This is a genomic window from Methanobrevibacter arboriphilus, from assembly GCF_019669925.1.
In the GTDB taxonomy this organism is placed as follows: Archaea; Methanobacteriota; Methanobacteria; order Methanobacteriales; family Methanobacteriaceae; genus Methanobinarius; species Methanobinarius arboriphilus_A.
On the sequence record NZ_AP019779.1, the window covers coordinates 54337 to 71618 of the forward strand.

The following is a 17282-nucleotide window of genomic DNA, read 5'->3' on the forward strand; positions in this document are numbered from 1 at the left end:
TAGTTAATAATTAAATTATAATATTAGTTAATATATAAGTATTGAAGGAGGATCACATTGAAAATCAACTGGAAAATTAAATTAGGGATAATTTTGCTTTTAACATCTATAGCTATGTATTGTTTTGCTTTTTTTGCTTTAAATGAACATGAAAAAGTTATATTTTACTTGGTAATTGATTTTGCTTTTATGCCCTTAGATGTTCTTGTAGTTGTTCTTGTTGTTGAAGGAATAATTAATAAAAAAGAGAAAGAAAATATACTAGAAAAGCTTGACATGATTATGAGTGTCTTCTTTTCAGAATTTGGAACTGAATTTTTATCTAAATTTATTAATATTTCTAATAAAAATGAAAAAATTAACAAATTATTAAAAGATCTTAATGTTTGGTCTGATAAAGAATTTAACAATTTTTTAAAGGATTTAAAGAAAACAGATTTAGAAATTAATCTTGATTTAGATATTGACCAACGTAAAGAATTTCTCACAGATTTAAAACAATTACTTGTTGAAAATAGGGGGTTTTTAATAAGATTATTAGAAAATCCAAATTTACTTGAAAAAGACACGTTTTCAAATCTTCTTTTAGCTATTTTCCACTTAGATGAAGAGCTTGAAAGAAGAGATTTTAATAGAGATCTTATAGAGAGTGATTATAAACATCTTACTAATGATATTAATAGAGTTTATTCTAGTTTAATTTATGAATGGGTTAATTATTTATACTATCTAAAACTGCATTATCCTTATATGTTCTCTATTGCTGTTCGTACAAATCCTTTTGATGATAATGCAAGTATATATGTAAATGAATCTTAATTTGTTTATAATTATTTTTTAAGTCTTATATTATTTTTTTTCTTAGATAGCGGTTTATTTTTTGTAATAGTTATTTTAATTTTTTTAGTTTTTTATTTTCAATGATTTTAATTGCTTTATTTTTATTATTATAATAATAATTGATATATAAAATATTTTCCATTATTTTCAAAATTATATATAATATAATTTTCTATAATAAGATTTGTATATGATTTGCATATCAATAACACCAAATTTTGAAATAGCTATTTAAATACTGTTTTCAAATTAAGAACTGAAAAGGTTAATTAATATATAAAAAAAATAAATCAACTTTGATTTTTATTAAGAAGGTGGAAAAATTGAAATATATCAATCTAATATTAAGAAACCCTTTTAGAAATAAAGCAAGGGCTGCTCTTTCTATTGTTGGAATAGCTATTGGAATAGCTACAATAGTAGCTCTTGGCCTTATTACGGGAGGGATGCAAGAATCAGTTCAAACCACACTAAATAGTGGTGGAGCAGAAATAACTGTAACTGAATCAGGTAATGTTGGAGGAATGAGTTCCTCAGGAAGATTAAACGAATCCTATATAGACACACTTGCAAATATCAGTGGAGTTAGTAGTGTAGCAGGAGTACTCAGTATTACGGATACAAGTTCATCGGAATCACAAGGCATCAATAGTGGAAGTAGAGGCGAATTTGGGCCAATGAGTGGACTTTCGCTAAATGGAATAAATAGAGATAAGCTAAGTTTAGTTGGAATTAAAGATGTAAATGGATCTTTTTTTAAAGAAGGAACAAATGAAGTAATTCTTGGTAAAAGTGCTGCAGAAAGTCAAAATAAAACAATTGGAGACAATATCACAATAGCTAGTACAAACTTCAAAATTACAGGAATATTTGAAACTGGAAGTATTATGACAGATAGTGGGGCATATACCTCATTGAGTAAACTTCAAAATATAACAGATAGTAATTATGTAAATCAAATATTAATAAAAACTACAGAAGGAGCTAACGACACCACAATAAGTGAGAATATTGAGAAGAAATATGGGGATGATTTATCTACAATAACAGCAGAAGAACAAGCAGAGATGCTCAATAATGCAATTGGAATATTGGACATGGCATCATTAGCTATTTCAGCGCTAGCTATTCTTATTGGAGGGATAGGAATAATAAACACTATGATAATGGTCGTATACGAGCGAACAAAAGAAATAGGTGTTTTAAAAGCTGTTGGATGGACAAGTAACAGAGTTCTTGGAATGATACTTGGAGAAACCTTAGTTTTAACCTTAGTTTCAGGAGTTGTTGGTACAATATTTGGAATATTAATGTCAGAAATTGGAATTCGCCTATTAGGTTCAGGACCAGGATCAGATATGTTTTCATTAGCTTACACAGCAAACACATTCATATTAGCATTTGGAGTAGCTATCTTAGTTGGAATCATTGGAGGAATTTATCCTGCATATAGGGCTAGTAAGTTAGCTCCAACAGAAGCATTAAGATATGAATAGGTAGGATGAGGTGAATTTAATGAATAATGACGATACCATTAATAATAATTCATTCATAAATATCAAAAATCTGATTAAAAGTTACGATGATGGAAAGATAAAAGCTCTAAATGGAATTGATTTAGAAATAAACAAAGGGGATTTTATTTCAATCATTGGCCCCTCTGGTTCTGGCAAATCAACTCTTTTAAACATGTTAGGGGCTCTTGATATTCCTAGTTCTGGAACAATTAAGATAGATGGGGTAGAAATAACCAAAAGCAAGGATTTAAGTCAATTTAGATCTAAAAAAATCGGTTTTGTATTTCAACTACACAATCTCATTCCAAATTTAACTGTATTTGAAAATGTGCAGATTCCTCTCATTGGAACCGGAGTTTCAGAAGATGAAATAGAAAAAAGAGCAAAAAATCTATTAGAATCAGTTGGATTAGGAGATAAACTTGAGCAAATGCCCACAAAACTTTCAGGGGGTCAAAGACAAAGAGTAGCTATTGCAAGAGCTCTTGTAAACAATCCATCGATAATTCTTGCAGATGAACCAACAGGATCTCTAGATTCAAAAACAGGAGACATAATATTAAATGTGCTTGAAAAAATACATGAAGAAAATAATGTAACTCTTATAATAGTTACTCATGAGCAATATGTAGCCAATATGGCAGATAGAACAATAAAAATCCGTGATGGTAAAATCATGGAAGATTGTTCAAATAATTAGCAAATAAAAGCAGAAAATATGAATTAAATAAATAAAAATAAAGACCTAAAAACTAAAAACCTCAAATGTCAAAAATGCAGTTGAAAAACTGTTTAATAGATAATAAAGAATTTTCATCAAATAATATTTATATTGAAAATATATGAAAATTCTCATTTTATCTATTGAAAAATCCATTTTTATAAAGTTTTTATAAAGTTTATAATAGCTATTTGTTATTATTTATATTATTTTTAATGTTATTAATAATACTTTACTAGTGAAATTTATATGGATGTTGAAGTTCCTAATCAAATTAATCAATAAAACTCATTTTTATAGATTTTTATAGATAAACAAAGTAAAAATTAAATATTATCTATAAAGAAAAATTTAATATATTTAATAGATAAAATAATAACATTAAAAATAATAATTCTATAAATAATTTTATAAGTGTTTTTTTATGAGAAAAGTTCTTACATGGGTTCTTTTAGGGACAAAAGGAGGATATAATCGTGCTAATATTATCAAAGAATTGCATGATCTTCCAGCTAATGCTCACCAGCTAAGTAAAAAATTAAATCTTAATTATAGAACTATAACTCATCATTTAGATGTATTAGAAGAAATGAAAGTAATTGAAAAAGCTGGAAAAAAATATGGACAAATATACATGCTTTCAGATAGAATGGAAAACCACTATGATGATTTTGAAAAGATATGGAAACAATTGAAAGAATAAAAAACTTAAAGAATGAAAAAATAAAGGAATAAAATAATAATATAACAATAATTTAATAATATGGTGATTAAATGGATTTAGATATAGGTATAGCGAAAATGCTTATATTAACACTTAAAATAATAACCCTAATTTTACTGTTAGGATTGTTTAGTATTTATAGAAAGAGTTACAAAAAGATAAAAATAGGATATACAATAGGATTAATAGTTTTTGCATTATTACTTATGATAAAAAGCATAATAGAAATATCAGTAACATTATATATGATATCTACAGGAGATCCTAATTTATCACTAGTACTTCAAGATAGAGACTTATTACCAGCTACTATTGAAGTTATAGCTATTGGAGTTCTTTATAAAATCACCAAAGATTATTAATTTCATATTTTACTTATATATCTCTATTATTATTTTTAGATTTTTATTTCTATTTATTTTTCATTATTTTTTTTATATTCATTAATTTGCTTAATTATTATGGGGTTTTAAAAAATATTCTCATTTTTATAGAAATTTTTATTATTTTTATCTGTGTAATAATTACTTTTTTATTATTTCTAAGTTTTTCAAGTTTTATGTAAAAAACAAATCTACCTTTCAAAATACAACGAAAAAGCCCATTGGTATTCAAATATTGGACAATATATAAGGGAATTATTAATTCTTATTCTTGGAGGAGGGAGTTATTGCAGTTATTATACTAAAATTACTTAAATAATATTATATAGGTGTATAAAAATTAAGTAAATTTTATAATATTTTCACAATTCAAATCATCAATTATTGAAAAACAGACTTGGAGGTATTTGAACACTCGATCTTAAGATTAGCATTCTCAATGAGTTTTTATCATGATTTTAAGGTTTTTTATTTATTTTTTTAATTTTTTAAACTATTTTCGAGGGCGGACAATACCATTTTCAACCTCCAACCAGCTAATACATTTATCTGATTCTTTATATAAGTCATTATATTTTCTATAAATAGTGTTACATTGCTTGTTATTTAATAAATAGAAACTAACTTCATTAATATTACCAACACTATTTGTAACTTCTATACATTTATTGATATCCCCATCTTCATCGAGCCCACACCAGTACCTATTATGAAATTTGTCTTTTATATTTGGAACATTCTCAATCTTTAAGAATCTCATGTTCACCTTACCAAAAAAATTATTTTCATTTAAAATTCTCTTAAAAATTTCAAAATATCCTTTTTGAAAATCATCTACTTTCTCATTTTCATGTTTACTAAGAGAAGGATCATTATTTGAATTTTTAGCCTTACTTGAGAGTCCTAAAAATTCAATTTTAATTTGTTCATTATTACAATTGTTTTCAAAAGCATATATATTAAAAGCATTGATAAAAGCTACTTGACACCCCTTTAAAGTATTACTTAAATCACCGATGAAGTAAGGGTCAATAATTAAAATGTTTGTACCTAATTCATCAAAAATTGATTTAAAAATATAAGATAATTTTTCAAATCCTGTATTTTTAATTTTTAAATCTTGAATAAGTGAAGAATTAATATTTTTTGCTATAGTTATCTCGGGATAATCGTCTATCTGCCATATGTTTTTGTTTGGCCAATAAAATTCAGAAAATTTAGAATTATTGCGCATAACTGGACAACTAAAAAGGTTTCCCCATTCATCTTCAAAACGATCTTTCACATCATGCATTTCAATATTAACATTAGTATTAGTGTAAAGTTTATTTTTCTTAATTATTTTTGATCCTTTTTTAATTGATAAAACTACATTGGTGTGTTTTTTATCAACAGAAAATTTAAAAATTCCAATTTCTTTATTTATTAGAAAATTGTCTATTTGTTTTCCATTAGATTCTAAAATACCATAATAATCAAGATTACTATCTTCATCAGTTTCTAAACACCCTATAAAGTTTATATCTTCAGGTTCTACTATTTTATTATGTGTTTTTCTATTTAAATATAAAAAAGGTGTTCTAAATTCACTAATAGCAAAAATATTTTTACTAATAGCATATTTAATAAATTCTGAGCTAAATAAATTCAAAGGATAAAATCTTTCGATATTTTTATCATTTCTTTCATCTTCACCTAAAAATTCATTTAAAAAGCCAGTTTTAAAAAATTTCTTATTAAAAAATTTAGGGGCTGTTTTAATAACATTATATCTAAAATTGTTTCCACCTACTGGAAAATCAATATCATCATCTTTCTCAAATGAATCAGGCATTTTAAAATATATTTTTTTTGTATTAATTTCTATAGAATTGCCTTTAATTATATCATCATATAATTTATTAATATTTTCCTCTTTTCCTGCAACTAACCATTCTTTTAGTTTTTCTTTTTTCCATATCCAATTAGATTTTCCATTTTTCCCATATTTATATACCAATATAAACTATTTTCATTGTTCCAAGAGTCTAATAATATTTTTTTATAAATAAAAAGTATTTCTTCATTATTTTCATTAGATTTTGTAAATATAAATAGAATGGTAGTGTTTGGAAGAATTTTTGACATTTTTATCACATTATAAATTCATTTTACCTTTGAATGTTTGTTGCATTGAATTATGGAATATATTATTTATTTCTATAAGATATATTTTGATAACTTTATTTTTTATGATTTTTGCTCTTTCTGCAAACTTATTTAACAATCTAAATATTTTTATATAAATTTTGAAAATAATATTAGTTAATCGAGGCATATTGTATTTTAAACTAATGTATTATTTTGTATTTATGTCCTTTTATTGTTTTTGAAAATTTACTGGTTAAGATATTTATTCATTATACTCGACTATAACGAAATGTTAATTAATTTTTTTATTACTTTTTCAATATTTAATTTTATATGAATTCATAATCTGCTGATTGTTTAAGCACTTTCAGGAATTTTAAGACATCCAGATGGTTTTTATATGATGAAAGAGAATATAATACTATTATTTCATCAGATGCTAAAGTTAAGCAGATGTTTTTGAGAAAAGATATTTCTGCTAGTAGGAAAAAACAGTATATAAATGTGTTGAGTGAGATATATGATATTACTAATAAAACACCTTCTCAACTTATATGTGAAGCTAAAGAAGAAGAACAGCCTTATATTGTTAATGGTTTGCCTCGTATTCGTGATATTAATGATCGTAAAATAACTGATTTAGGAAAAGAAGTTTTAGAACATATTTAGATAATAGTTCATTAGCACATTACACACTTCAAATAGTAAATAATATTAAACAATGAAATAATATAGTTAATGTACTATTTAAAATTAATTAACTATTGGAATAATACGATATAGATAATTTAAATGGATTTAAGGTTTATTAAATAGAATAGATGTTGGTAAAGTAGATAATAATTGTTTTGGGATTGAAAAAAAGTTTTGTTATTTTATGGTTATATTAGATTTTGGTGCTAAAATGGATGATTTAAAACAATTAAAAGAAAAAGTAGGCGAATTTGAAGAAATGTTAATTGATATTGCAACAAATAATACAGGGGATGATGAAAATTTTGATAATTTAAGAAAAGAAATAATGAATAGTAAAAAGTTAAGTGGAGCAATACCTAATTTTATAATCACAAAAAGAAATCCTTATCTTTTTAGAACACATATGCAAGATATTGGAGGATATAAAGATAGGAGAGAACATATTTACAATGGATTCACAAAAATATATGATCGTATTGATGAATTAGAGGATAATGTTTATAATAATAATCAAACAACTAATTTACAAGCTAATGTTCCTAAGAATAACCAAATAATTAACAATGAGGAGGTAATAGATAAATTGAATAATAATATTAATGATAGTTTAACCAATTCTAGTGATGATTTTGAGACAACAAAGAAAAATAATGAAACTCAAATAGAACCTAAAGATAATCAGAAAAAGGTGTTTATTAGCCACTCCTCAAAAGATAAACATTTTGCAGATGAATTAATTGAAATTTTAGAATATATTGGAGTACCTTCTGAAAATATATTTTGTACCTCTGTAGAAGGCTATGGCATACCTCTTGGAGAGAATTTTTTAGAAACAATAAAAAATGAACTCACACCAAATACATTAGTACTTTTTTTAATTTCGGAAAATTTCTATGGGAGCCCTGTTTCTTTATGTGAAATGGGAGCTACATGGATTCAATCAAATTTCCACATTCCTATTCTTATACCTCCAATGACATTTGAAAAAATTAAAGGTGTTATTCCATTAACCGAAGGATTACTTATCAATAATAAAGCTAAAATAAACTCTTTAAAAATGAAAATAGAAAACGATCTTAGTATTAAAAATAAAAACAATGATTTTACGAAATGGGAAAGAAAAAGAAATAAATTTTTAGAAAATATTGAAAAAATTATAGAAAATAATAATACTCCTAGTTCTAAAACTGAAGATATTAATGTTAATAAAATTGAGAAGCATTATCATAGTATGTATGAATCTGAAAATTTGGATATTATAGAACAATTCAAACATTATTTAACTGAAACTAATGACTGGGATATTAATTTTGATAAAACAAAAAAAGCATTCAATAAAAAACACCCTGAATTCAAAATAGAAATTTCTGAAAGAGGAGATATGTCAAGTATAGAGCCTTATTGTACTTTTTTCTTGAATAATGAATCAACAATGTTTAATATAAAATTTGAATATAATTCTACTCAATTATTTGCCGAAGAAGAATTATTGTATATATTTTGTGACGGTTATAGGTCTCATTTTCCAAATCCTTCAATGAAAGTTTTTGATTCTGATTATCCTATGAATGCATTTTATTATTATAATTTAGAAGAAGTACAAGGATTATTTGGAGAACTATGTAAAAAAACAAAACCTGAAAATTTTATAATGGATAGAGGGTACAGAGAACTACCTTTTCTAGTTTTTAATAATTCTCAAGAGCTAAATGATTTTACTAATTTTCTTAAAAATAATATGAAACTTTTAGAGGGCATTGAAGTAAATTTTCAGTTTAATATTTCGGATCCTATGAACTATAAAAGATCTATTGATTTAGAAACATTTTTCAAAGTTAAAAAAATTCATGATTTATATGAAATGGGATATTATGATTAATAAGACATTTGCCATATACTACTTTCAATGAAAAACTGGAAATTAAATATTTTATAATATAAATTAAGATAATTTAAACAAAGAATTTATCAAGTTAACAAGATAAAAAGGAAAAGAAGTTTTGGAGCATACTTAGTAATAATTTTATTATTTGTATATTTTATGATTTAAGATGTACACATATTTTATTAAAATTAATAAAAATTAGGTTTTTTAAATGGAAGAAAAAAAGTAAAAGAAAATAAAACGGAAGAAAAAGTTACGTTTTGGGGTGTTGGTTTTATTGCCATAGTTATAATATTTGTAATTCTCATTGGTTTTATTATATATTTATTTTTAAATAATTACCCGATTTCAGATAATCCTTCTAATACATTAGCAATAGTTTCAGGTACTTTAATGAGTGCTTTAATAACTGCTTTTTTGGCATTTATGGGGGTTTATTTTACAAATTATCAAAATAAAAAAAATCTTGAAGAGGAAAGAGAAAGATATGATAATGAGTTGAAAATAGCTAAAAAAAAAGAAAGGTTGGAAAAAAGAAGAAATAATAATAATATGCTGATGTTATCTCAGTATAGTGATAATAAAAAGATTTTAATCTATTTATATCAATTATTGTTAGATTTAGAATCTTATTATATTGTTACAAAAGGGTTTTTTGCTCATGGAACAAATTTAGAAAATTGGAGAGAAAGATGTATCGATGCTGATAATGAACTACTTAGCATTATCAATGATTTAATGAGTGTAAAAAATCATATATTAGGAATATACTTGGATGAAACAGTATACTCTCCACTAACAGATAAAGTCATAATTACAGATGGAAGTATAAAAGAAAAATTAGATAATATAAATAATGAAATTGAGAATAGAATGAGTAGAAATATAGATACTTCTGAATATGAATATGTATTCAAAATGATTGAACCATCAATGGATAAAATTAAAGAACTTCAATTACTTGTTGTGAAAAAATTAAGAAGTATTTAATAAATAAAATTAATAAACAAACTTGGAGGGATTTAAACCTCTAATTTTAAGATTAGAATTCTTTTACTATCTAAATAAAATGCATATTAGATATATAGAAGAAAATACTATAATAAATACTTTATTTTAAAAAATAACGTTTAAAATTAATAAACGGGCCGGGAGGGATTTGAACCCTCGATCTACAGATTAGTAATATTTTCTAATCTCACTAATTTTATACCATTTTTAATATACTTTTATCGAATAAAGTAATACTTATTTTATAATTTTATTTTGTTTAATATATGTTTATATTTATTGTATCTACATATCAAAATATTTAAATATGAAGATTTATAATATAAGCTAACATGACTTCATGCGAAAATAATAAAAGCTGTCTTGAAAAATATGAAAATCTTGATTTAAACAAGTTAATTGAAGATATTCCTTCTGAAAAGATTTTATATGAAAATTCTGAAATTATTAAAGCACTTTCTGACTCTATTAGATTAAAAATATTATATTTATTAAAAAATGGAGAATTATGTGTATGTCATATTGACTCTGCTTTAGATAAACCTCAATCAACTATTTCACATCATATAGCTATTTTAAAAAAAGCTGGATTTTTAAAATGGAGAAAAGAGGGAAAATGGACACATTATAGATTAGCTGATGAAAAAATGATAGAATATATAGAAAAAATAATTAAAATAGGAGAATAAAATCATGGCTGATGAAAGTACTACAAATTGTTGTTGTGAAGCAGTTGCTGAAAATGATGACAATTCTGTTTGTTGTGGTGATTATGAAGTAACTGAAGATTCTAAAGTTGAAAATCCTACAAATTCTAAAAAAGAAATAGATTCAGAAACCTTTAAAAGGATTAAGGATATGGCTAAAAGTTTAGATATAGAGATTATAGGTTTTGGAAAAATACCTAAAGAACAAATGGAAGAAAATGAAAGATTGCAGTATTCAAATGCTATTGTTTTTACTATGAAGATTGGAGATGAAATTATAAATGAACCTCCAAGTGAATTTGCACAAAATTTAAATAATTTACTCTATGATAAATTCGGAAAAGCTACATACATTATTTCTGATTATCTTAGACAAAATGGGTTTGCAACTCAAGTTGCTCACCCTCATCAAAATCTTTTAGACCTTCCAAAGCTTGCAGAAACAGCAGGGATGGGAGTAGTAGGAAGAAGTCATTTGTTAATTACTCCAGACTTAGGGCCATGTGAAAAAATAGGGGCAATACTAACACCGATTGAAAACCTATCATTTTCAAAAGAAAACACTCATAAATGGATTAATGATTATTGTAAAAGATGTGGTAAATGCATTAAAGTATGTCCTGAAGATGTATTACAAAAAGAATATATGGATGATAATAAAGCAGAATTTATTGAATCTCGTTGTATTGGATGTAATCAAGGATGTACTTATTGTATTGAAGGATGTCCTTTTTACAAAGATGGATATGACTATGTGAAAGAGAAACATGATAAATTAGAAGCGAAATTAAAGGAAAAAGGTAAATTATGAAAGATAAAGTTTCAGTTGCTGCATGTAGTGGAATGAGCAATTTTGGATTAATTTGTAGAGCAGTAGCTTCTGATTTATCAGAAAATGAAGAAGATATAGCTTCTATTTGTATAACTTCTACAGCTGCAAATGATAAAGCACCTGATTTAATTAATAAATATCCAATAATTGCATTAAATGGATGTTCTAATGCATGTGTTGACAAAATACTAGAAAAGAAAGATATTGATGTAAATGATAGTATTAATGTTATGGATTTTGCTAATGAGCATGATTTAAAAGCTGGAGAAGTAGCTAGATTAGGTGAAGAAGGGGAAAAAACAGTTCAAGAGCTAAAAAAGTATGTTTTTAAAAAAATAAAAGAATAAGATAATTATAAAAAGTTGATGTGATTTTTGATGATAAGTGTTGTTATTTTAACTGATGGTCCTTATGGTGATAGGGCATATGATACTATTAAAGAAGAATTTGTTGCAGATTTTATACAATTAGAACCTCCTAGTGGGATGTTTTTAGATGATGAAATAGAACTTCCTAAAGATGCTGCTTTAAAAATAGAAAATGCCAATATTATTATTTCTTATATCTCTCATCCAGATTTAGCATTAGATATAGTATATAGATTTGCAGATAAAGTTGATTGGATTATTGTAGCTTCTTGGAAAGGAGATGGTTTTAAAAATCAATTAGAATCTAAAAACAATGTTTCTTGTCCTTATATTATGTGTGAAATTGAAGAAAATGGAAATCCTATTTATGATGAATTTTTATCAAAAATTGGCAAACCTAAAGTTGAATTAATCTTAGAAAATGGAAAAGTCAATGATATAAATGTAATTAGGTCATCTCCTTGTGGTTCTACTTCGTTTGTAGCAGATTATATTCTTGAAAAATATAAAGGCAAAATTCCAGATGAAGAAATTCTACCTCGAGAAGCGGGGCTTAAAATTCAGCATTATCCTTGCCGTGCAGGGAAAATGAGATTATTCACAGATGAAGAATGTAAAAAACAAATGGCATCAGGATTCCACCAAGACACCTTCAAAGAAGCTATAGAAAAATAAATTAAAGATAATTTATTCTTCTTTTTCCATGAATAATTTAATAGATGTAAATAACAATAAAGCTCCTAAAATAAGCTTTAACAATTCTGAAGGAGCATAAATAACTAATAAAGCTCCAATTGATGCGCCTATTATAGAAGCTATTCCCATAGGAATAACTAAAGAAGTGATTTCGCTTTTATCACTATACATTTTATTTCTTTTATGTCTTGTAATTCCAACGAGCATGGTAGGTAAGCTAATAATTAGACTCATTGTACCTGCTAGTTTAATATCAATTCCAAATATTAAAATTAATATAGGAATTATAACTTCTCCTCCTGCAACACCTAATAAACTACTGATAGTTCCAATAAGCAAACCACATAAAACAGCTATAATTAATTTCAAATATATACTACCAAATAATATACCCATTGACCCAAAAGGTATGAAACTTTCACAAATAAGAAGTAAACCCATAATTAAAAGCAATATCAGCATTATTTTTTTAAATAACACATCAGATACTTTATTTAGCATCCCAATACCCCAGTATGCTCCAATAGTAGAACCTACAATTATTGCAAGCATTAAAAGCACTTGAGGGAAAATAATCGAAATATCAATATTATTAGTTCTAAAATAAATAGCTGAAGCAACAGTAATTAAACTTACCAACATATTCAATGCAACAGCTTTTTTAGCAGTTTTACTAAAAGTCTTCAACAAAAAAGGCAGTCTAAATTCAGCACCACCTAAACCTATTAAACCACCTAAACAAGCAATAGGCACACCAATAATAAATGAAAAAATAGAAGTCTTCTTAGTATCCATACTCTCTCAACCTACAAAAATCAAACCTAAATAACAATATTTAATAAATATTAAGATAATTTGATTAATATATTATATCAACTAACTTAAAAATATTGGGATTAATAGTAAAATAATATAAATAGCTATTTAATGGACTATTCTTTCCATTAAATTATATAATTAGGATGCTCTTGTATTTTATATTTATATTAAAAACTATTTATACTATTATATGCAAAATATTTTCTAGAGTATCATTAAAATAATTTAATTATTTTGATATATTAAATTAAATCAATAGGGCTTGTGGCTTAGCCTGGAAGAGCGCAGGACTCCTAATCCTGCCGTCAGGGGTTCAAATCCCCTCAAGTCCGTGTTAATATTTTCCGTGAAATGAGTGTTATTTTTTGTTTTTTAAATTCTTATTTTTAGTAGTTTTAAATAATTTTAATAAAATTTTTAATTTTTAAGTTAAAAAATTAGGTTTAAATTAAGTTTTTTTGTTTTGAGTAGAAGAAGACCTACATATTTATTGAAAGTTCAGATAAGCAATCAAAAGCAAATAAATTACTTGGGTCTGGCTCAAAATATTCTAATGTCATTTTTTGGCCTTTTCCACTATGTTTATTAAAATGATAACAGGTGATAGACAATGCAGATTCTTCTTTGTTATTGTTATTCTGACTATCATATTCATTAAATATTTTTAAAGAAAATAACTCAGAATGAAGTGACATTCGTTCTAAAAATTTAGGATTTTCAAATATTCCACCTATAGAGTGACATTTTTCATATATATGGGCATTTTTATATTTATAAAATAAATTTAATAAGTATAAAGCAGAAATAATAAGAATAAGATTCTTAACATTACACTTTTTCATATTTTCATTAGTTAGCATCTCATGTTTTGCAATATTATATACTCCATTCCAGTCAAATTTTCTATCATTGTTTAATTTAAAGGGTTGAAGTTCTTTATTTATTAATTGAAAGCGAGAAGGTGCTAATATTACTTTTTTTTAGAAATTTTAAATTTATTATCAATAATTTCAAATCTATCATTAAAACTATTTATTTCTCTTTCTTCATATTGAAAACATAACTCTTTTGATATTTTTTCTATTTGAACTCCACAGTGCACTATCAAATCATAAATAGAGTCTGAATAGACATTTAAATTATCATCATCGATTGCAATATAATGACTAATATCATTTAAAAACTTTTTTTCAATTTTTTCATAAGTATGTAAAAAATCATACATAGATACCACTTTTAACTATGACTTATGTAATTTTCTGATGTGAAAAATAATAAATTAACAATTTATTTATAATCCCCAATAGATTCAATATAACTATTAATAAGAAAATCCAAAACCAAAAAACATCTTATAATATTATATTTTGTATAACCGTTAAGGAATTCTCCATGAATAATTTTATGTCTATTAAAGTTTATAGGATGTGTTATACTTCCTCCAGGGTATACTGACTCATATAAAACATCAAGAAATATTAATTTAGCTGATTCATAATCTGAATCCTGATTATCTATAAATTCTTTTCTGGATATCCCTATTTTCTTTAAAAACTCTTGTTCAATACCATCAATCTGAGCCAATAAAGTTGGAACAATTAAATAAGCAATGCTAATTTCATTATCTTGTTTAAGTAATTTTACACAATTTTTGATTATTTTAAATCTTGTTGGCCTTAATACATTATTAGAATTCCAATTTATCACCATATCTTCAATATTATCAAAATTATTTGCAGAATAATAAGCATAATACAGATTATTCAAATCTTTTCTAATATTTCCACTATTGTCAATAATATTTTTAAAACCGCGAATTAAGCTCCAAGTCATTGAAGGAGTTATAAACCATTGATATTCCATTAAATCTTCACTAAATTTGGATAAAGGAATTTCATATTCTTTTAGAAATTTTTTGTTTAGTGTTGTATACAAATTAGCTAAATATTTGCTTGAATCAACCCAATTAGTTAAGATTTTAATTTGAGGTATTATTACATCAGGAATATTTAAAATTGCGTTATTAACTATATTATGAACGTTTTGATATTGATTAATTATATTGGAAATATTTTCAGGTATTTTAAAAGTGGGTGGATTAATAAATAAATTATTATGAGTACTAACATTATCCATAGCTCTTTGATAAGATATAGTTGCATTTTCAATAATTTTCATAGTTGAATCTGAAATAGTAGGAAGTTTTACATTTATAGTCTTAACATGTTTTATTTTTTCATTATTATTTCTTTCATCTAGTTTGTTATGTTTAATCAATGCATTTTTAAAGTCTTCAAAAATATTTCCAGTATTTTCATAATAATCATCCAACCAACGTACATTTTCAATATATTCAATTATCAGATGATTTAGTTCCTCCTCATTAATAGAATCAAATAATTTAAAATCAATATTTTCTTCAATTTTATTATATAAAAAATTAATATCAAATTCTTTTGGTTTTAATTCCTTTTCAATTAAATCTAATAATAACGGTTTATCACCAACACAGGGTTCTTCAAATTTTAATTCCCCAATACTTAATTTGATATGTATTTTCTTTGGTAACAAATCTTCAATATATAGGGTCTTTGATTTTTTATCAGACTCTTTATCACTATCTTTTTTCATATGAATCATTATTAATTAATAAATCCAAAATTTCTTTCCCTTTTGTTCTGTTAATTAATAAATTCCTTAAAATATTTATTAATAGTTGTATTTTTAGTTTTGATATTATAAGAATATTGTTTAAATATGTTCTAAAACTTCTTTTCCTAAATCAGTTATTTTGTATAGTCTTCCTTGTTTAACTTAAAAATAGAAATCATCAAAATTTTTAATATATTACAAGTTTTCAACTATATTTTTTCCTTTTTCAGTTAGTTTATAAAATCTACCCATTTTTTCCTCTTCATTGATGCATTCAACAAGACCTTTTTCTTTTAATCCTTTTAAGAGAGTACTAACTTGATTTATCCTTAAATCAACTTTTTTAGCTATTTGGGAAGGGAATTGCATTTCATTTTCCATTGTTTTTAATATATCAGCTCTATATTCTGACCTTTTTATATAGGACAATAATTTTATTTGTTCCTTGTTCATAGTTAGAAATTGTTCTATAATAATATATTATTAAATAATGAATTAGTATAAAAATAACATATTTAATACATAAAAACACATATATTAATATCAAATAAACATATATTATAATTAAATTAAAAAATTTAAAAATTAGGTAAAAATATGGAAAAAAATAAAAAAATTATTTTGGGAATAGGCATTGTAATTATTATAATTGTTATTATCGTAGCTATAGCTATTGTAAATTATAATAATGAAATACAAGGGAAATATATTATGGAAGATAGTTTTGCTGAAGAACTATTTGTAAATGGGGAGAAAATATACACACTTACTAGCATAAATGATATGAATATAACTGATATTAAAAATTGGCTGAATAGTAATAGTATTTACACAGAGAATAGTATGGAATCAGCTAGTTATTATATGCTTTTTAGCCCTTCAAATGGTGATTTTTATGTTGTTGAAAAATCAACAGGAATAGTATCTCATAGTGTTAATAAACAACTTGCAGTACAAATAATGCAAGAAGTTAAACAAACACAACAATTTCAAGAAAAAACACATGAAATTAATACTAATGATAGTAATGGAACAGTAGATATATGAGATATTTAATATGAATAGTGGATGGATTGTAATTGGAATAGCTATTATAGCTGTTGTTGGAGTAATTGGTATTTCTTATTTAAATTATGAAATGAATACCATGACTTCTGATGAAGTAAATGAAGAATTAAATGATTCTGATACTACAAATGTAACTAGACAAGAATTTGTAGAAAAAATGCAAGATTTTCAAGAAGATAATGAAAGGTATGCTAATGAAAATCAAATACCTGACTATATAGGGGATGTTTAAT

The 17282-nt window shown here is 24.7% G+C and carries 21 protein-coding genes and 1 tRNA gene; 15 read left to right on the forward strand and 7 right to left on the reverse strand.

Features of this window, described 5'->3' with window-relative positions:
- The first annotated feature begins 57 nt into the window (after positions 1–57).
- The 5 genes from MarbSA_RS00215 (at position 58) to MarbSA_RS00235 (ending at position 4164) form a co-directional block, all read left to right on the forward strand.
- Positions 58–819, forward strand: coding sequence for an MJ1433 family protein (locus MarbSA_RS00215; protein ID WP_221061586.1), 762 nt, complete (start codon positions 58–60; stop codon positions 817–819).
- A 335-nt stretch (positions 820–1154) separates the two neighbouring features.
- On the forward strand, positions 1155–2336 hold the full coding sequence (locus MarbSA_RS00220; protein ID WP_348531737.1) for an ABC transporter permease: 1182 nt from the start codon (positions 1155–1157) through the stop codon (positions 2334–2336).
- Between the two features lie 19 nt (positions 2337–2355).
- Positions 2356–3057 (forward strand): ABC transporter ATP-binding protein, encoded by a 702-nt coding sequence (locus MarbSA_RS00225; RefSeq protein WP_221061588.1) that lies wholly within the window; start codon positions 2356–2358, stop codon positions 3055–3057.
- Between the two features lie 445 nt (positions 3058–3502).
- On the forward strand, positions 3503–3781 hold the full coding sequence (locus MarbSA_RS00230) for a winged helix-turn-helix domain-containing protein (RefSeq protein ID WP_054834906.1): 279 nt from the start codon (positions 3503–3505) through the stop codon (positions 3779–3781).
- Positions 3782–3852: 71 nt separating this feature from the next.
- Positions 3853–4164: a DUF8036 family membrane protein gene (locus tag MarbSA_RS00235; protein ID WP_054834905.1), complete on the forward strand. Its 312-nt coding sequence runs from the start codon at positions 3853–3855 to the stop codon at positions 4162–4164.
- A gap of 514 nt (positions 4165–4678) precedes the next feature.
- On the opposite strand, the gene MarbSA_RS00240 is transcribed toward MarbSA_RS00235, so the two are convergent.
- Both MarbSA_RS00240 and MarbSA_RS00245 read right to left on the reverse strand, forming a co-directional pair.
- Positions 4679–6184, reverse strand: a complete 1506-nt coding sequence (locus MarbSA_RS00240; RefSeq protein ID WP_221061589.1) for a hypothetical protein — start codon at positions 6182–6184, stop codon at positions 4679–4681.
- Positions 6124–6312, reverse strand: a complete 189-nt coding sequence (locus MarbSA_RS00245; RefSeq protein WP_054834901.1) for a hypothetical protein — start codon at positions 6310–6312, stop codon at positions 6124–6126. Before MarbSA_RS00245 ends, MarbSA_RS00240 begins: the two co-directional genes overlap by 61 nt.
- Positions 6313–6774: 462 nt before the next feature.
- Between MarbSA_RS00245 and MarbSA_RS00250 the strand changes: the two genes are divergently transcribed.
- The 7 genes from MarbSA_RS00250 to MarbSA_RS00280 all read left to right on the forward strand — a co-directional run bounded on the left by MarbSA_RS00250 (position 6775) and on the right by MarbSA_RS00280 (position 12489).
- Positions 6775–6984, forward strand: coding sequence for a hypothetical protein (locus MarbSA_RS00250; RefSeq protein WP_054834900.1), 210 nt, complete (start codon positions 6775–6777; stop codon positions 6982–6984).
- A 235-nt stretch (positions 6985–7219) separates the two neighbouring features.
- Positions 7220–8890: a toll/interleukin-1 receptor domain-containing protein gene (locus MarbSA_RS00255; protein ID WP_221061590.1), complete on the forward strand. Its 1671-nt coding sequence runs from the start codon at positions 7220–7222 to the stop codon at positions 8888–8890.
- A 399-nt stretch (positions 8891–9289) separates the two neighbouring features.
- On the forward strand, positions 9290–9886 hold the full coding sequence (locus tag MarbSA_RS00260) for a hypothetical protein (protein WP_221061591.1): 597 nt from the start codon (positions 9290–9292) through the stop codon (positions 9884–9886).
- Between the two features lie 353 nt (positions 9887–10239).
- Positions 10240–10596 (forward strand): ArsR/SmtB family transcription factor, encoded by a 357-nt coding sequence (locus MarbSA_RS00265; protein WP_054834896.1) that lies wholly within the window; start codon positions 10240–10242, stop codon positions 10594–10596.
- A 4-nt stretch (positions 10597–10600) separates the two neighbouring features.
- Complete coding sequence (locus MarbSA_RS00270) at positions 10601–11425, forward strand: 4Fe-4S dicluster domain-containing protein (RefSeq protein ID WP_221061592.1); 825 nt, start codon at positions 10601–10603, stop codon at positions 11423–11425.
- On the forward strand, positions 11422–11793 hold the full coding sequence (locus MarbSA_RS00275; RefSeq protein WP_221061593.1) for a putative zinc-binding protein: 372 nt from the start codon (positions 11422–11424) through the stop codon (positions 11791–11793). The genes MarbSA_RS00270 and MarbSA_RS00275 overlap by 4 nt, the downstream gene beginning before the upstream one ends.
- Before the next feature lie 30 nt (positions 11794–11823).
- Positions 11824–12489, forward strand: coding sequence for a DUF166 domain-containing protein (locus tag MarbSA_RS00280; protein ID WP_221061594.1), 666 nt, complete (start codon positions 11824–11826; stop codon positions 12487–12489).
- Positions 12490–12501: 12 nt separating this feature from the next.
- Here MarbSA_RS00280 and MarbSA_RS00285 read toward each other — a convergent pair whose 3' ends face one another.
- Entirely contained in the window at positions 12502–13305 is an 804-nt protein-coding gene (locus MarbSA_RS00285) for a sulfite exporter TauE/SafE family protein (RefSeq protein ID WP_221061595.1), read from the reverse strand.
- 282 nt (positions 13306–13587) lie between these two features.
- Here MarbSA_RS00285 and MarbSA_RS00290 point away from each other — a divergent pair.
- Positions 13588–13661 (forward strand) — tRNA-Arg (locus MarbSA_RS00290).
- Positions 13662–13808: 147 nt separating this feature from the next.
- Here MarbSA_RS00290 and MarbSA_RS00295 read toward each other — a convergent pair.
- The 4 genes from MarbSA_RS00295 to MarbSA_RS00310 all read right to left on the reverse strand — a co-directional run bounded on the left by MarbSA_RS00295 (position 13809) and on the right by MarbSA_RS00310 (position 16434).
- A complete protein-coding gene (locus tag MarbSA_RS00295; RefSeq protein WP_156314601.1) occupies positions 13809–14171 on the reverse strand; it encodes a hypothetical protein in 363 nt (120 codons plus the stop codon).
- A 128-nt stretch (positions 14172–14299) separates the two neighbouring features.
- Complete coding sequence (locus MarbSA_RS00300; RefSeq protein ID WP_221061596.1) at positions 14300–14554, reverse strand: hypothetical protein; 255 nt, start codon at positions 14552–14554, stop codon at positions 14300–14302.
- Between the two features lie 62 nt (positions 14555–14616).
- Positions 14617–15960, reverse strand: coding sequence for a hypothetical protein (locus MarbSA_RS00305; RefSeq protein ID WP_221061597.1), 1344 nt, complete (start codon positions 15958–15960; stop codon positions 14617–14619).
- A gap of 216 nt (positions 15961–16176) precedes the next feature.
- Positions 16177–16434 carry a winged helix-turn-helix domain-containing protein gene (locus MarbSA_RS00310; protein ID WP_280636265.1) on the reverse strand — a complete coding sequence of 86 codons (258 nt, stop codon included), beginning with the start codon at positions 16432–16434 and terminating at the stop codon, positions 16177–16179.
- Between the two features lie 144 nt (positions 16435–16578).
- Between MarbSA_RS00310 and MarbSA_RS00315 the strand changes: the two genes are divergently transcribed.
- Positions 16579–17028 carry a hypothetical protein gene (locus MarbSA_RS00315; protein WP_221061598.1) on the forward strand — a complete coding sequence of 150 codons (450 nt, stop codon included), beginning with the start codon at positions 16579–16581 and terminating at the stop codon, positions 17026–17028.
- 10 nt (positions 17029–17038) lie between these two features.
- Positions 17039–17281, forward strand: a complete 243-nt coding sequence (locus MarbSA_RS00320) for a hypothetical protein (protein ID WP_221061599.1) — start codon at positions 17039–17041, stop codon at positions 17279–17281.
- The last annotated feature ends 1 nt before the right edge of the window (position 17282 follow it).

What these genes read in the sequence shown, in the direction of transcription:
- MarbSA_RS00245 (WP_054834901.1), bottom strand. Translation starts at nt 6,312, where the DNA reads ATGTCAAAAATTCTTCCAAACACTACCATTCTATTTATATTTACAAAA.
- MarbSA_RS00300 (WP_221061596.1), bottom strand. Translation starts at nt 14,554, where the DNA reads ATGTATGATTTTTTACATACTTATGAAAAAATTGAAAAAAAGTTTTTA.
- MarbSA_RS00280 (WP_221061594.1), top strand. Translation starts at nt 11,824, where the DNA reads ATGATAAGTGTTGTTATTTTAACTGATGGTCCTTATGGTGATAGGGCA.
- MarbSA_RS00260 (WP_221061591.1), top strand. Translation starts at nt 9,290, where the DNA reads ATGAGTGCTTTAATAACTGCTTTTTTGGCATTTATGGGGGTTTATTTT.
- MarbSA_RS00225 (WP_221061588.1), top strand. Translation starts at nt 2,356, where the DNA reads ATGAATAATGACGATACCATTAATAATAATTCATTCATAAATATCAAA.
- MarbSA_RS00295 (WP_156314601.1), bottom strand. Translation starts at nt 14,171, where the DNA reads ATGAAAAAGTGTAATGTTAAGAATCTTATTCTTATTATTTCTGCTTTA.
- MarbSA_RS00285 (WP_221061595.1), bottom strand. Translation starts at nt 13,305, where the DNA reads ATGGATACTAAGAAGACTTCTATTTTTTCATTTATTATTGGTGTGCCT.
- MarbSA_RS00255 (WP_221061590.1), top strand. Translation starts at nt 7,220, where the DNA reads ATGGATGATTTAAAACAATTAAAAGAAAAAGTAGGCGAATTTGAAGAA.
- MarbSA_RS00275 (WP_221061593.1), top strand. Translation starts at nt 11,422, where the DNA reads ATGAAAGATAAAGTTTCAGTTGCTGCATGTAGTGGAATGAGCAATTTT.
- MarbSA_RS00315 (WP_221061598.1), top strand. Translation starts at nt 16,579, where the DNA reads ATGGAAAAAAATAAAAAAATTATTTTGGGAATAGGCATTGTAATTATT.
- MarbSA_RS00320 (WP_221061599.1), top strand. Translation starts at nt 17,039, where the DNA reads ATGAATAGTGGATGGATTGTAATTGGAATAGCTATTATAGCTGTTGTT.
- MarbSA_RS00235 (WP_054834905.1), top strand. Translation starts at nt 3,853, where the DNA reads ATGGATTTAGATATAGGTATAGCGAAAATGCTTATATTAACACTTAAA.
- MarbSA_RS00265 (WP_054834896.1), top strand. Translation starts at nt 10,240, where the DNA reads ATGACTTCATGCGAAAATAATAAAAGCTGTCTTGAAAAATATGAAAAT.
- MarbSA_RS00310 (WP_280636265.1), bottom strand. Translation starts at nt 16,434, where the DNA reads ATGAACAAGGAACAAATAAAATTATTGTCCTATATAAAAAGGTCAGAA.
- MarbSA_RS00270 (WP_221061592.1), top strand. Translation starts at nt 10,601, where the DNA reads ATGGCTGATGAAAGTACTACAAATTGTTGTTGTGAAGCAGTTGCTGAA.
- MarbSA_RS00230 (WP_054834906.1), top strand. Translation starts at nt 3,503, where the DNA reads ATGAGAAAAGTTCTTACATGGGTTCTTTTAGGGACAAAAGGAGGATAT.
- MarbSA_RS00305 (WP_221061597.1), bottom strand. Translation starts at nt 15,960, where the DNA reads ATGAAAAAAGATAGTGATAAAGAGTCTGATAAAAAATCAAAGACCCTA.